A 15,032-nucleotide genomic window follows, 5' to 3' on the forward strand; every position below is an offset into this window, starting at 1 on the left:
CACGCAAAAAGGGGCGGGCATTTCTGCCCGCCCCCGATCCCTGCGAAATGCGCGCTATCAGGCTTCGAGGATAGCTACGATCTCGAGCGTTCGCGGGTTGATGACCACGATCTGCTCGTTGACGAGGATGAACTCATATCCGCGCCATTGCGGATAGATCGTCACCACTCGCGCCGGCAGCGGATGGAAGGTCACGCCGCTGCGCGGCACCTTGGTGCCGACCACGATCGAGAAGTTGACCTTGGTGACCGGCGCAACGCGCTGTTCCCTGATCACGCTGGTGATCTGGGTGCGCTGCTCGGTCGAGAGCTTGGCGCCGGCGCCGGCCTGGCCCGTGGTGGTCGTGGACGGGCCGCTCGGTGCGGTCTGCGACTGGGTCGTGGTATGGGACTTGCTGTCCGCATTCATGCTGCCGCTGCGGCCTTCACGGCTCTCGGCCTTCATGTCCTTGCCGCCCTTGATGCCATCCTTGGTGCGGTCCTGTTCCGAAGCCATGCCCTTCGGCTTCTGCCCCGGCATGTTGTCCTGGGCGCGCTGGTTCTTGTTGCCTCCCGGCGCCATCTTCTCGTTCGACTGCGCACCTTTCATGTGCTTGGACTCCCCGGCATCGCGGTTCATCGGAACTGCCGAAGGCGAGTCGCGTTCGGAAGAAGGCGCGCTTTGCTGGGTGGTGACGCCGCCCTCACGGCTCATGCCGGTTCCCTGCGCATTGGCGAAACCGGTTCCGGCGATCAGCGCTGCCGCCGCGACCGAGATCAAGAAGCGATTAGTCATCGAATATCTCCTCACGTGTCTGTATTGCCCGCGCCGACAACGACAAATGAGGGGCGATGTTCCGCGGGATCGCCGGTTCCATCGGGTTTGTTTTGTGAACGCGCGATGAACCGCATCGCCGCGAAGACGGCGCAAACAAAAGGCCGGCGCGATGGCCGGCCTTTCAATTCATCGATGCAGCATCGGATCGTTGCAGACGCCCTCAGCAGGTCGCCTTGCCGCAACGCGCGATGCCGATCTTCTCCTTCAGGTTTTCGACGCCGACCGCGCCGATCACCACCTGCTTGCCGATCACGTAGCTCGGCGTGCCGTTCATGCCCATCGCCTCGGCGAGCTTGAAATTCTGCTCGAGCGTGGCGCGTACTTCCGGACTTGCGAGATCCTTTTCGAGCCTGGCCATGTCGACGCCCACCTCCTTGGCGGCCGCCATCGCCCGCGCTTTGTCAACCTGGCCCCTGCCGTTCAGCAGCTTCTGGTGAAAATCGAGATACTTCTTGCCGCTGGCATCCTGCATGTGCACGGCGACCGCGACCTGGGCGGCTTCGACGGAAGAGGGGCCGAGCACCGGGAATTCCTTCAGCACCACCTTCAGCTTGGGATCGGATTTTATCAGCTCCATCATGTCGGTCATGGCGCGTTTGCAGTACGGGCAATTGTAGTCGAAGAATTCGACCATGGTGACGTCGCCGGCCTTGTTGCCGACGGTGACGTCGCGCGGCGAATTGAAAATCGCCTCCGCGTTCTTGGTAACGCCCGCCTGGTGCTTCTCGGCCTCGGCCGCGCTCTGGCGCTTGCTGAGCTCCGTCATCGCCTCTTCCAGCACTTCGGGATGGGTGAGCAGATAGTTGCGGACGATGACTTCTATGTCCCCGCGCTGGGTGTCGGAAAAGCTCTGCGCGGTGGCTGCCGGCGGCGCCCCGCAGAGCGCGAGCGCGAACAGGGTGGCGGCGAGCAGGCGGAACGAAGGCATTGGCAAATCCTCTTGGATCAATTGATTGGGTTGCAGCGGAAGCCGGCGTTGCGAAACCTCTTACGCCGGCTCCGTCTGTTTCTAGTTGCTCTTCTGGCCGGGCATCGGCTTGGCGGAGACGATATCGTCGGCCTTGACCCAGCCCGGCGTGCCGATCGCGAACCGGGTCTTGGCCCGCGATGCCAGATCGCGCGCGGTCTTGTTGTCGCCGCGCAAGAAGGCCGCCTGGGCGGAAGCAAGGTCGGCCTGCGCGTAATCTCCTTTTCGGCCATAGGCCATCGCGAGCTGGGTATAGCCGAGCGGCGCCTCGGTTTCTCGTGCCACCGCCGCGCGCAGAATCGCAATCGCTTCGTCGGTGTGGGCATTACTATTAGTCGCCACGAGCGCCTGCCCAAGTAACATCTCGATGAGCGGCGCGTTATTCGATAGTTGAACCGCCTTGCGCAGGGGCGCGATGGCCTCCGCCGGCTTGCCGCCTTCCAGCAGCGCCTGGCCGCGCAATTCATAGAAATAGGGGTTATTGGGCTGCACCTGGATCAGGGCGTCGATCTGGGCGATCGCGCTGCGCAGATCGCCGTGCCGGTAGGTCGCGATGGCGCGGGCATAGCGCGCGGGCAGGCTGTCGTTCGACAGCGGATAGCGCCGGTGGACGGTGTCCGCCCGTTCCATGAAGGCCGAGATCTTGGCGCGCGCCATGTCGTGGCGCAGTTGCAGCGCCGGATCGTCCTTCTTGTCCCAATAGGGACTGGTTCGCGCCATTTCCTGCAGCGCCGCGACGCGCTCGGCGGGCATCGGGTGCGACATGGCGTAGGGATCGGACCCGCGCGCGGCGAACAGGCTCTCATTGGTGAACCGCTTGAAGGTCTCGTACATGCCCCGGGCGGACTGGCCGGTGGCGGTGAGGAATTTCACCCCGGCGCGGTCGGCGTTTTCCTCCTGCTGGCGCACATAGGAGAGCAGGGAGCGGCGGACCACTTCCTGCGGCGCGGACATCGCCGCGGCGCCGGCATTGGCGAGCCCGCTATTGGCATTGCCGCCGCGTGCCCCGGCGACCAGCGCGCCGGCGCCGAGCAGCATGGCGATGATCATCTGGGTCTGCGCCGCCGCCAGCTGTTCGCGCAGCTTGGAGAGATGGCCGCCGGCGAGGTGGCCGGTTTCGTGCGCCAGCACCCCGATGATCTGGTTCGGGGTATCGGACTGCATCATGGCGCCGTAGTTCACGAAGATCCGCCGGCCGTCGGCGACGAAGGCGTTGAAAACGCTCTCGTTGATGATGACCATCTGGATGTTCTGCTTTTCCAGCCCCGCCGCGCGCAGGATCGGGCGAGTATATTCGCGCAGCAACTGCTCGGCCTCGGTGTCGCGGATGATCGGCGGACCCCGGCCTTGCGCCAGCGCAGGCACCGGCGCAAGGGCGAGCGCGACCGCCGTCGTGGCGGCGGTCAGTCTCGACATCTTCCGGCGCAGGGCGAGGCGAAGCAACATGGCGGTCTTCAGGGATTGGCGGCGGCCTGGATACGATATATGCCCTAACAAGCCGCCGAATGCGGCTTGTCTGGGGCACCAGGGCCCCGTTTTCCGAGCTCAAATAGCAGATATCGATGCTTGAAGCGACACCGAGAGACCGCGCCAAAAGCCTGCTGACGGCGTCCGGACGAAGCAATGTTCCGCCGTTCATGGTGATGGACGTGATGGCGGCGGCGGCGCGCATCGAGGCGGCCGGCGGCCATGTCATTCACATGGAAGTGGGGCAGCCGGCGGCGTCGGCGCCGAGGCCCGCGATTCTGGCCGCCCACGCCGCCCTCGACGTCGGGCGGATCGACTACACCTCCGCGCTCGGCCTTCCCTCGCTGCGCGAACGGATCGCGCGGCATTACCGCGAGACCTACGGCTGCGCGGTGGACGCCGAGCGGGTCGTGATATCCACGGGGTCGTCGGGCGGGTTCATCCTGGCCTTTCTCGCTTTGTTCGAGCCCGGCGACCGCGTCGCGGTCACGGTTCCCGGCTATCCGCCGTACCGCCACATCCTCACCGCGCTCGGCTGCGAGCCGGTCTTGATCGAGACATCGAGCGAAACCCGTCACGCGCTGACCGGCGAGGCGCTGCTCGCCGCCCATCGCAAGACGCCGCTGAAGGGCGTCCTGGTCGGAAGCCCCGCCAATCCCACGGGAACGATGATGTCGCGCGAGGCGCTCACCGGCCTGATGGCGGCGGCGGAAAGCGCGGGCATCCGTTTCATCTCCGACGAAATCTATCACGGCCTCGACTATGCCTTTCCGGCGGTGACGGCGGCGGAGCTGTCGCCGGATGCGCTGGTGATCAATTCGTTCTCGAAATACTTCTGCATGACCGGGTGGCGGGTCGGCTGGATGGTGGTGCCGGAGCCGCTGGTGCGGCCGATCGAGCGGCTGCAGCAGAACCTGGCGATCTCGGTGCCGACGCTGTCGCAGATTGCCGCCGAGGCGGCCTTCGAGGGGCGCGCCGAGATGGAAGAGATCAAGCACGGTTATCAGGAGAACCGCCGCATCCTGATCGAAGGCCTGCCCAAGGCCGGCCTCGATAAATTCCTCCCCGCCGACGGCGCGTTTTACCTCTATGCCGACGTTTCCAAATTCACCTCCGACAGCTTCAAATTTGCCGGCGAAATGCTGGAAAAGGCCCGCGTCGCGGCGACCCCCGGGGTCGACTTCGACCCGATCCACGGCCGCCAGTTCATCCGCTTTTCCTACGCGCGTTCGGCCGACGAGATGCGCGAGGCCGTCGCGCGCATCTCGCAATGGCTGCGGTAGGGCCGGGCCGGGACAGTGGGCGGCGGGCGTTTGCGGCCCGCCGGCCACGATGCGTTCAACTCTGGCGCGTGACGGCCGATCCGCTCTGGATCGCGACGCCCGATCCGGTCGAGATATCGACGCCCTTGGTATCGCGCAGGAACAACAGCCCGACCACGAGAGTCATCACCGCCACGCCGATCGGATACCAGAGCCCGGCATAGATATCGCCGGTCGTTGCCACCACCGCGGTCGCCAGCAGCGGCAGCATGCCGCCGAACCAGCCATTGCCGATGTGATAGGGCAGCGACATCGATGTGTATCGGATATTGGTCGGGAACATCTCGACCAGAAACGCCGCGATCGGTCCGTACACCATCGTGACGTAGATCACCATGATGACGAGCAGCAGCTCAACCATGAAGTAGTTGATCTTCGCCGGGTCGGCCGACTTCGGATAACCCTTTGACGCCAGCGCCGCCGTCCACTTGGCGCTATCCCAGCCCTGCACCTTGGCGCCGCCAACGTCCAGGTCGACCGTCTTTGAATCGGGCGCACTGACGATCTTGAACGACAGTCCCGATTTGGTCAGGAAGTCCTGAGCGCGGTCGCATTGCGTAAAGTTCGACCACGGACCCACAAAGATGTGGAAGTTGCAGGTCTTTTGATCGGCCGTGACCGTGATCGGATTCTTCGCTTGGAACGCCTCAAGGTCCGGATTGGCGTAGTGCGTCAGACCGGCAAACAGCGGGAAGTAGGTGATGGCCGCGATCGCACAGCCCGCCAGGATGATCTTGAGCCGCCCGATGCGATCCGACAGCCAGCCGAACACGATGAAGAACGGCGTACCGATCACGAGCGAAAGCGCAATCAGGGCGTAGGTCGTGATGAAGTCGACCTTGAGCGTGATGAGCAGGAAGAACAAGGCATAGAACTGACCCGTGTACCAGACCACGCCTTGACCGGCGGTGGCGCCGATGAGCGCCAGCAGCACGTACTTGTTGTTCGGATAGCGGAAGAAGCTATCGGTCAGCGGCGCCTTGGAGCCTTTGCCCTCATCGCGCATCTTCAGGAAGACCGGGGTCTCGGACAGCCGGAGCCGGATATAGACCGAGAACACCAGCAGGATGAGAGAGACCAGGAACGGGATGCGCCAACCCCAGTCGGCAAACATCTTGGCGTCCATGTAGATGCGGCACAATCCGATCACGACCAGCGCCAGGAAGAAGCCCAGCGTCGCCGTGGTCTGAATCCAGCTCGTGGTGTAGCCGCGCTCGTGCGGCCGGGAATGTTCGGCCACATAGGTTGCCGCCCCGCCGTACTCGCCGCCGAGCGCCAAGCCCTGGCACAGGCGCAACGAGACGAGCATGATCGGCGCCAGCCAACCCACGGAGGCGAATGTCGGCAGCACGCCGACCAGGAAGGTGGCGCTGCCCATCACCACGATGGTGACCAGGAAGGTGTATTTGCGGCCGACCAGATCGCCGATGCGCCCGAAGATGATGGCGCCGAACGGACGCACGAGAAAGCCTGCCGCGTATGTCGCGAAGGCGGAAAGAAGAGCGGCGGTGTCGTTGCCTGGCGGAAAGAATAGCGAGGCGAAGAACGGCGCCAATGTGGCGTACAGGTAGAAGTCGTACCACTCGAATGTGGTGCCGAGCGACGAGGCGAAGATGACGAACTTCTCCTCGCCTGTCATGCCCCGGCCACGCTCCGAGGTTTGCACTAACGTTGCCATGCGTGTCCTCCCTCTTGTCCGGTTTTCTTTTGACCGGGCGCAGTCGTCTGCGTGTCCGCCTCGAACTGCCCCGGAATTTTACGGATACGCCGCACGCGCGGCTGGCGTCTGTGCGCCTCAAGTCTTACGCCGAAGGGCGAAATCGTGGCGCGCAAGCCATTGAAATAACAATTAAAAATGGAGCAGCCGGGGCCCGTGGCGATGGTCCGAAAAAGTGGCTGGATCACAGCCCAAATGTGACTCGCTCGAGTCCGTCGATCAGTCGACTGGCCGCCTGCAGCACGGCTAGCCGCTGGACGACTTTCGATTTGCGACGGGTATCGTCGATCTAGCGTTGGCGGCCCGGTTGCTTGCGCCCGTTCGCGCCAAGACCGCCGCCATGCCTGCGACGGTCTCGATCTACAGAAGCGCGTCGTCAGCTTCAAGTGCCGCTTGCGCGCGCCGGCTTCAGCCGCTCCGCTACGGCCGATCTCCCAGGATCGGGATGCACATGATCGCGAACGCCAGCGCCAGCACCGGCATGATATCGAGAGGGTTCACCACGGGCCGTTGCCCGAATCAGGGGACGGCTGCATTGCGCGATTGCGTTCGTTGTGAACCAGCAAATCCGCTGCCTTGATTAATTTCTCGCGAGTCTGCCAGCTTCCCCGGCTCCACCATTTCGTGAGCAGGACGCGGGCCGTTTGGAGCGAGCGCATGGAAGGTCCGTGCACTTCGCTCAACAGCGCCATTTCGGCGAAGAGCTGATCCCGCCTGGCTTCAATCGACGCAAACCTGCGGTGCCCTTTCAGCGGCGGCGACGTTGGGGGCGGTGGCTTGCGGATCAGACGCCGTCGAACTGGCACGCTCTAAAGCTCCATTGCCGGGGCGCAAGAAATTCGTGCGCAAATCAGGCAAGTTGAGCCTAGAAGCGGAGCCGGTAACGGGACCGGTAACTAAGAAGGAATTGTCGGTAACATTTCGGTAACAGCGGCTCCGTCAGTCGGAACAGCCGCCGCTTGTCAGCCGGTAACCGACGCCGAGTTCGCTTACCAGGATGCGCGGCTGCTTGGGGTTCTGCTCGATCTTGCCCCGCAACCGGCGCACCAGAATCCGCAAGTAATGCGCATTGTGCAGGTTGTGCACACCCCATACCTCCTTCAACAGGATATTATGGGTCACCACGTTACCGGCGTGTTGCGCCAGCACCTGGAGCAGGCGGTATTCCTTGGGCGAGAGCACAACGCGCACGCCATCGAGAAACACGGCTCGGTTCGCAAGATCGATGGATAGTGGTCCGAGCTTGACGACCACCTCGCCTTTGGCGCCGCGCGTTTGCCGGCGGATCGCCGTCCGCGCCCGCGCCACCAGCTCAACCATGCTGAATGGCTTCACCACATAGTCGTCGGCGCCGCACTCCAGCAACTTCACCTTGTCTTCGTCGCTCGCGCGCACCGAAAGCACGATGATCGGAACACTCGACCACGCCCGTATCCGTTCCACGATGCTGGCGCCGTCCATGTCGGGTAAATTCAGATCGACCACGATGAGATCGGGCTGGCGCAACGTGGCAGAACGCAACCCGGCCTGGCCGGTCTGTTCCTCGAGCACGCTGAAGTGCTCGAGATCGAAACCGGCGCGCAGAAAGCGCCGGATTTGCGGGTCGTCGTCGATGATGAGAACGACAGGAGGTGCGTCACTCATCGGCGTGCTCGTCGGATGGTGGCTGGGCTCCGACCGGCAGATCGATGCGGAACGTCGTGTCGTGGCTGGAACTGATGGCTTGCACGCGTCCGCCGCAGGCTTCGATCAGGGCACGTGCGATCCAGAGCCCAAGACCCGACCCGGGGATCGCGCCGGCGTGACGCGGGCTGCGATAGAATCGCTCGAATATTTTTTCGATTTCGCCGGACGCAAGTCTCTCCCCTTCGTTGACCACCTTGATCTGGATCATGCCGCCCTCTTGCACGGCGCCGATGGCGATCGAGGCGCGTGGAGCGGAGTATTTCGCGGCGTTTTCGATCAACTGGGCAAGGGCGCTTTCGATCATCGATGGGTCGACATAGACCAGCGGCAAGTCGTCGGCGATGGCAAGCGAGACCTGACGGTCGCCAAGCAGCCGCCGCTTGCGAACCAGAGCGCCGTTGACGACGTCTTCGGGATCGACCCATTCCCAATGTGGCCGGATTCCGTCGCTGCTTATGCGCGTCGCGTCGAGCAGGTTCTGGATGTCGCCGTTGAGCCGTTCGGCTTCGTCGCGTACCACGCGGACCAGAGACGACAGGTGCACATCCCGATCGATCGCCGGCGATTGGGCGAGAATGGAGGTCGAACCCACGATCGAGGCCAGCGGCGTACGCAACTCATGACTAACCGAGCCGATCAGAGCATCGCGCAGACTTTCCGCTTGCGCGCGAACCTTGGCCTCCCGAACGGCGACCGCCATGCGGCCGGTAATGGTCGCGACGGTGATGAACAGCACGATGTCGACGATCTGCGCGGGACTGTGCACACGGAAATCGTAATACGGGGCATAAAAGAAAAATGCCGCCGCAGCGATGCCCGAAATTCCGGCGAACAGCGCCGGAATGGCGCCCCAGCGCAACGCCGCGACGATGACCGGGATCAGGTAGACGATGGTGACGTGCTCGATCGGAAGCCACAGGAATGCTGCCGCGAGCGAGGCGGTGAGCACCGCAACGATGAGCAGGGCAACAAGAACACCTGCAAGCTGCTCCCGCAGCCAGCGGCCGCGAGGCCCGTTGCGAAACTCCCGGATGCGGATCAACATGGCGCGCGGCCAGCCTCCTTTCGCGCTGTCGGTCTGACCCCGTCAGTCCGACGCGGCCCGTGCTAGTGTCGCCGCGCATCATCTATCGCAGAATCAATACGGCCGTTCCAGCCCGGGTGTGCCTCATTGCCGGCCCGTGGCGGATCCGAGCGACACGGCCCCGTCCGGCGCGGGTACTCGATGCCCACGTCAGCGTGCGGGTGGCACGGGGCGGTCCCCGGATGGCGACTGTGCCAGGTGAAAAACGGGATCAATCGCTATCTCCGCGCCATTGACTTCCATGACCTAGTTGATCTTGGCTATGGACGGGGAAATGGCCGTTTTTGCAGGAACGACCGGCAGAACGGCGAATTCTGGAGGGGGGGCCTGTCGTGGCGGCAAGACACGCAACCCGCGTGAGGATCAAGGCGCCCGGCGACGGCTTCATCAAGCCGATCAGGAGGGTGATCGCGCCGATCGTCCTCTGCGCGGTGGTTTCCGGTATCGCGCATATCCAGGATGCCAGGACAGTCGGTCGTATCGGCGTCACGGCCCTAATCCATCTTGAGATCGTCTCGACCTTCGCGCTCGGGTTCGGCCCGGTCGCCGGAAACCTGGCGCGTCCCGGCGCGGGATTCGGCGGCGCCACGGCCGATGCGGAGGCGAACCAATATTTGCTGAACTGAGGAATTTAAGATGTGGATGTTTTTCGTGCTTGCCTGGTTAGGCTTATTGGCCGTGATAGCGCTCTTTGCGCAGCAGGCATTCGGTTATGATTTCGCGAGGATGTCGGCTCACTACTCTGCGTTGCCCGCAATGCAGCGTCTCGCGACCGGCACTATTGTCTTCATGGCAATATCGCTGATCGGGGCAACCATCGCTCAAGCTTACAGAATTGCACGCCAGGAAAGAAACCTGAACTTGCTGCGCGGTCGCCTCAAGGGCTTCCGGCAGGACGCTGTGGCCGCGCACGACTCGCAGAACCGCTTCGACGCGGCTGTCCAGCACCTCGTCGACAGCGACCCCGAGGAAGCGATCTCGTCCCTGCAGGAGAAGCTGACGGCTTCCGAGCAAAGGGCAGTCCTGCAGCAGAGCCGGAACGAAGCCGCCGATATGCCGGATCGGCTGAGCGACATCCGGCGCCGCCAGCATCTGCTCCGGGAGATGGTCGGCGCAGTGGCCGAAAAGCGGCGGGTCATGGAGCCTGTGTTCGGTGAACTCAGGGATCGTCAGCGTCAGATCGAGAGGTCGCTGACGGAACTCGAAACCGACGACAGCAAGAACAGTCTTGCCATTCGGATGAAGGAACTGGACGGCGACGTATCGCTGATCCAGGCACGGTTGAACGCGTTGCAGGAATCGCTGGCGACGCTGAACCGCTTCAAGGAGGAACTGGCCAAAGCCCAGGCTGAGCTGGTGCCCCTGCGGTCGCCGGAGGCAGGAATCAGCGCCCTGATCGATGAACTGCGTCTGAGCCGCGACCGGCTGACCAAGTCTCTCGATGAATTCGAAGCGAGCGGCGATGAACCGCTTGGTTTGCGGGTGGAAGCGCTCTCCAGGAACAAACTCGAGATCGAGCAGAGGGTCGCGCGCCTCGATGATTGCTTCAATATCCTGGATACGATTCGTCTCGATCTCGAAGAACTCAGGGAACGCCAGGCGCGCCTGGAGCGTTCGATTGCGGAGGTGGAGACGGACTCCAGCGGCACGAGCCTCACGGATCGCCAGAACGCGTTGAACGAATTCGTGATAGAGTCCCGTTTGCGTCTCCGGACGCTGCAGGATTCATCCGCGATGCTGAGCCGGTTCAGGGACGAACTGGCCCAGTCGCAGGCGGACCTCGTGCCCCTGCAGGCACCGGTATTCGGCATCGAGGCCCTGATCGCGGAGGTGCATGCCATTCGCGATCTCGTGACCAAAACCCTCGGCGAGATCGAAGCGAACGGTGACAACCAGCTCTCCTCGCGCGTGGAAGTGCTCTCCAACAGCAAGCGCGAGATCGATGAGAGAATTGTCCAGGTATTCGACCATTTCGCAAAACTCGATTCGATACGAAAGGATATCGGCGGGATCTTCACGACGATAAGGGGCACCCTCAACAGGATCGGTTGACCGCGCGAGGATGAGTTGCAACCGGGCCTGAGATGGCGAGGGGGCGCGAGGGGGCGAATGTCCGCTCCGCAGCCACCATGCGGAGATTCGCCGGGGACGCTAACCGAGCCCCTTGCTGGCGGAGACGTGAGGCGAAGGCCCGGCCGGTGGCTGGGCCAGGGATCGGCCGACGCGCCTGAGCATCGCACTGGCCCGCCTGGCACTATGGTCAAGCAGCCAGCGCCCGAACGCAGCGGCCGACAGCGCGGGCGCGTAGAAGAATCCCTGAATGACGTCGCATCCCAGTTCCGTCAGCAGATCCCGCTGCCCGTCGGTTTCGACGCCTTCGGCGATGACGGTGAGCTGCAGGCTCTGGCCGACGCGAACCACCGCGGTAACGATCGCCCGCGCGCTGGGGTCTGCCTCGACGTCGCGCACGAAGCTGCGGTCGATCTTCAGCTCGCGGATGGGCAGATGCGCCAACCGGCTGAGACTCGAATAGCCGGTTCCGAAATCGTCCAGCGACAGGCCTACTCCGAGCTTGCGAAGGGCATTCATCGTCTCGATCGCGACCGAGCGCTCGTTCAGGATCACGCCCTCGGTAACCTCGAGCATGAGCATTTCGGGCGACAGGCCGTGGTCTGCGAGGATTCCGGTGACGACAGATGCCAGGCTCGCGTTCTGGAAATTGATTGGAGACAGATTGACCGACACACAGGGGATATCCAGCCCGGCTTCACGCCACTCCGCCATCTGCCGGCAGGCCTCGCGTATCGACCAGTGGCCGATCTGCTCGATCAGTCCGCACTCTTCGGCCAGCGGAATGAACTTCGCGGGCGACACCTCGCCGAGCACCGGGTCACGCCAGCGCGCCAGCGCCTCGACGCCATGGATGGCGCCGTCGCTGGTCCGGATCTGCGGCTGATAATGCAATTTCAGGGCATCGTTTGCGATCGCCGTGCGAAGTGCGGAGCTGTGAGCCAGCCGCTGCTCGGCGAGCCGGTTCATGTCGGCGCTGAAGAATCGATAGGTGGAGCGGCCGGCGCGCTTGGCATGGTACATCGCCGCATCGGCCTGCTGTATCAGGGCGTCGATGTCGGTCGCATTGTCCGGATAGATACTGATGCCCATGCTGGCGGACATCGGCACCTGCCTGGTGCCGATCTGGAGCGGCACGACCAGGGATTCGGTGATCCGCGAGGCGACCAGCGCGGCTTCGCCGGCGTCACGGTTCGGCAGCACAATCACGAATTCGTCGCCGCCCAGGCGCCCCAGCATGTCGTCCGGCTGAATCTGCGCGCGCAGGCGTCGGGCAAGCTCGACAAGCAATTCATCGCCGGCCGAGTGCCCGAGCGTATCGTTGACGTCTTTGAAATTATCGACATCGAGGAATGCCAGCGCAACGTGCTTTCCCGGGTGACAGGCCCGGATCGCCTCGGCGATCAAGTCCCGCAGGCGCGCGCGGTTCGGCAGGCCGGTCAGCATATCGTAATAGGCGAGCCGCGCGATCTGGGCGCGGGCTTCCCAGCGCTCGATCGCGAGCGCGCCGAGATGCACGCAGGCCTCGACGATACGCTCGTGCCAGCGGCTCGGCGGGCGACATTCCCTGAAATAGAAGGCGAAGGTTCCGATCACCCGGCCATCCTTCGACTTGATCGGCGTGGACCAGCAGGCGCGCAAGCCGACCTCGAGCGGCCGGGTCTTGTAGGGTTGCCAGCGCGGATCGGTATCGATGTCCGTCGCAAGGACCGGCTTGCCGTAAAATGCCGCGGATCCGCACGAGCCGACATCCGGACCGATCGCGACGCCATCCAGCGCCCGCGAATAGTCTTCGGGAAGGCTGGGGCCGCCCAGCGGATGGACCAATCCGCCGGCGTCGATGTGCAGCAGCGAGGCAACGACGTCGGGCGCGATTTCCTCGACACGCCTGCACAGCCGATCCGCGATCTCCGTAATGGGGATTTCATCGGCCAGCTCGCTCAGGATCAACTGCTGCAGCGATCGCAGCTGCTTGGTCTCGGAGATATCGGTCAGCAGGGCGAACGTGTATTTGATCCGCCCGCGGCTGTCGCGGAATGCCTTGACGTTGGCCGAGATCCAGATCTCGTCGCCGCTCTTGTCGTAGGCGAGGATTTCCTCCTCGCCGCCGCGTTCCTCGCCGATCCAGTGCCGTAACCTTGCCAGCGTCCTGCGGTCGGTATGGCGCCCCGCAAGCAGATCGATCGCCTGCCGCCCGCTCACTTCCCCGATCGAGTACCCGAACAATCCTGCAAACGCAGCGTTGGTATAGATGATCTTCAGATCGCGATCGGTGACGATAACTGCGCGGTTGGTCCTGTCGGCGACCAACGTGAGCAGCGCCATCCTTTCCCGCCGTTCGACCTCCCGGGTGATGTCCCGGACGAAGGCGATGGTGCGGCCTTGACCGCCGGCCTCGACATGCGAAAGCGACAGTGCGGCACGAATCCGGCTGCCATCCCTGCGCTCGATCCTGATCTCGGAGCAGCGATCCTGGATGGCGTCGTCGCCGCCGATCTGATCCGAAGTCGGCGTCGCGACCGGGTGCTGTCGCAGCTCCTCGAGCCCCAGACAGCTTACGTGACGACCGAGCACTTCGGTGCGATCCAGCCGCCAGATGAGTTCGGCCGCTGCGTTGAAATAGCTCACGTGAAGGTCGCTATCGAAGATCACCACGGCGTCGTTCGCCTGCTCAAGCGCCGCCAGCAGGAAATCCGGGGTTTCGACCACAGGGCAATCGCGTGTGCGCATCATCCAGCTCCGATGCCGCTTGGAAGCCAACGGGGGCAGATCGCCGGTGGCGAGGCATCGTTTTGCCGGAAAGCGTACCGGCTCAAAGGTGTTAAAAGGGTTGTTCGGCCGGGTTCCGCCCGGTGGAAAAATATCATCCCTAAGAATTCGTTAACCGTCATCCGAAGTGCGGATGAATCGCCGAGTGCATATCCGCTTCGGCAGCGGCCCCGGACCAGGCGGAACTATTTGGTTGCGGAACCAAAAGCTCCGGTACACACAGGACGGCGGTCGAATGAATCAAGAAACGAGCGAGGGGGGATCGATAGATGCAAGACGTCATGTCGCTGGAGGGAAAAACCGTTGTCGTCACCGGCGCCGCGCAGGGAATTGGCCGCGCGATCGCGACGCTCGCGGTCGAACTCGGAGCGCGGGTGATCGGTGTCGATCTCAACGGTGACAAGCTCAACGCTTTCGCGGCTGCGATGAACGGCCGGCTGCTGCCCTATGTCGGCAGCGTCGCCGATCCGGACTTCACCGAGGCGACGGTACGCGACGTCACAGCGCGGATCGGCGCCATCCACGGCCTCGTCAACAATGCCGGCATTACCCGGGTGGCGATGATCGAGAAGATGACGCTGCAGCAGTGGAACGAGGTCATCGCGGTGCATCTCACCGGCGCGTTCCTGTGGACCCAGGCGGTGGGGCGGATCATGGTGGCGCAGGGCAAGGCCGACCGGCCGAGCCCGGGCTCGATCGTCAATATTTCCTCGGATGCCGGACGGGCCGGCTCGATCGGCCAGATCAACTACGCCGCGGCGAAAAGCGGACTGCTCGGAATGACCATGTCGACCGCCAAGGAGTGGTCGAAGTTCGGCGTCCGCACCAATTCGGTGTGTTTCGGCGTGGTCGAGACCCCGATGACGGAAACCATCCGGGGCGACAAGTTTCGCGACGGCATCCTGGCACGGATTCCGATGGGTCGCTGGTCGCAGCCGGAGGAAGCGGCCAAGCCGGTCTGCTTCCTGCTCTCGGATGGCGCGTCCTATATCACCGGCCAGCATATCGCGGTGGACGGCGGCTTTCATATTTCGGTTTGACGAGCGGCACGGTGCGCGAGACCGGCGAGGTGCCAGGACCGCCATCTTTCACCCTAACAAAAAACCGCCCGGTTTTGCCGGGCGGTTTTTCCGT

10 protein-coding genes and 1 pseudogene are annotated in these 15,032 nt (G+C 63.5%); 4 read left to right on the top strand and 7 right to left on the bottom strand.

Annotation, left to right across the window (positions count from 1 at the left end):
* Nucleotides 1-57 precede the first annotated feature (57 nt).
* The 3 genes from KMZ68_RS12525 to KMZ68_RS12535 form a co-directional block, all read right to left on the bottom strand.
* Nucleotides 58-774: a DUF1236 domain-containing protein gene (locus KMZ68_RS12525; RefSeq protein ID WP_215616049.1), complete on the bottom strand. Its 717-nt coding sequence runs from the start codon at nucleotides 772-774 to the stop codon at nucleotides 58-60.
* A 202-nt stretch (nucleotides 775-976) separates the two neighbouring features.
* Nucleotides 977-1,744, bottom strand: coding sequence for a DsbA family protein (locus KMZ68_RS12530; RefSeq protein ID WP_215616050.1), 768 nt, complete (start codon nucleotides 1,742-1,744; stop codon nucleotides 977-979).
* An 81-nt stretch (nucleotides 1,745-1,825) separates the two neighbouring features.
* The gene (locus KMZ68_RS12535; RefSeq protein ID WP_215616051.1) at nucleotides 1,826-3,229 is read right to left on the bottom strand and encodes a M48 family metalloprotease; all 1,404 of its coding nucleotides are present in this window, start codon (nucleotides 3,227-3,229) and stop codon (nucleotides 1,826-1,828) included.
* 116 nt (nucleotides 3,230-3,345) lie between these two features.
* Between KMZ68_RS12535 and KMZ68_RS12540 the strand changes: the two genes are divergently transcribed.
* Nucleotides 3,346-4,533, top strand: coding sequence for a pyridoxal phosphate-dependent aminotransferase (locus tag KMZ68_RS12540; protein ID WP_215616052.1), 1,188 nt, complete (start codon nucleotides 3,346-3,348; stop codon nucleotides 4,531-4,533).
* Nucleotides 4,534-4,588: 55 nt separating this feature from the next.
* Here KMZ68_RS12540 and KMZ68_RS12545 read toward each other — a convergent pair whose 3' ends face one another.
* The 3 genes from KMZ68_RS12545 to KMZ68_RS12555 form a co-directional block, all read right to left on the bottom strand.
* Entirely contained in the window at nucleotides 4,589-6,250 is a 1,662-nt protein-coding gene (locus KMZ68_RS12545; RefSeq protein WP_215616053.1) for an MFS transporter, read from the bottom strand.
* A 978-nt stretch (nucleotides 6,251-7,228) separates the two neighbouring features.
* Nucleotides 7,229-7,933 carry a response regulator gene (locus KMZ68_RS12550; RefSeq protein ID WP_215616054.1) on the bottom strand — a complete coding sequence of 235 codons (705 nt, stop codon included), beginning with the start codon at nucleotides 7,931-7,933 and terminating at the stop codon, nucleotides 7,229-7,231.
* Nucleotides 7,926-9,020: a sensor histidine kinase gene (locus KMZ68_RS12555; RefSeq protein ID WP_215616055.1), complete on the bottom strand. Its 1,095-nt coding sequence runs from the start codon at nucleotides 9,018-9,020 to the stop codon at nucleotides 7,926-7,928. Before KMZ68_RS12555 ends, KMZ68_RS12550 begins: the two co-directional genes overlap by 8 nt.
* A gap of 386 nt (nucleotides 9,021-9,406) precedes the next feature.
* Between KMZ68_RS12555 and KMZ68_RS12560 the strand changes: the two are divergent.
* Together KMZ68_RS12560 and KMZ68_RS12565 are read left to right on the top strand one after the other, a co-directional pair.
* Nucleotides 9,407-9,664, top strand: a pseudogene (locus tag KMZ68_RS12560) (cation:dicarboxylate symporter family transporter); the annotation flags it as partial.
* Nucleotides 9,665-9,695: 31 nt separating this feature from the next.
* Nucleotides 9,696-11,111, top strand: a complete 1,416-nt coding sequence (locus KMZ68_RS12565; RefSeq protein ID WP_215616057.1) for a hypothetical protein — start codon at nucleotides 9,696-9,698, stop codon at nucleotides 11,109-11,111.
* Between the two features lie 99 nt (nucleotides 11,112-11,210).
* Here KMZ68_RS12565 and KMZ68_RS12570 read toward each other — a convergent pair whose 3' ends face one another.
* Nucleotides 11,211-13,859 (bottom strand): EAL domain-containing protein, encoded by a 2,649-nt coding sequence (locus KMZ68_RS12570; protein WP_215616058.1) that lies wholly within the window; start codon nucleotides 13,857-13,859, stop codon nucleotides 11,211-11,213.
* A 308-nt stretch (nucleotides 13,860-14,167) separates the two neighbouring features.
* Here KMZ68_RS12570 and KMZ68_RS12575 point away from each other — a divergent pair, with 308 nt between their 5' ends.
* Complete coding sequence (locus KMZ68_RS12575; protein ID WP_215616059.1) at nucleotides 14,168-14,938, top strand: SDR family NAD(P)-dependent oxidoreductase; 771 nt, start codon at nucleotides 14,168-14,170, stop codon at nucleotides 14,936-14,938.
* Nucleotides 14,939-15,032: the final 94 nt, after the last annotated feature.

The sequence above is a fragment of the Bradyrhizobium sediminis genome (assembly GCF_018736105.1).
Taxonomy (GTDB): Bacteria; Pseudomonadota; Alphaproteobacteria; order Rhizobiales; family Xanthobacteraceae; genus Bradyrhizobium.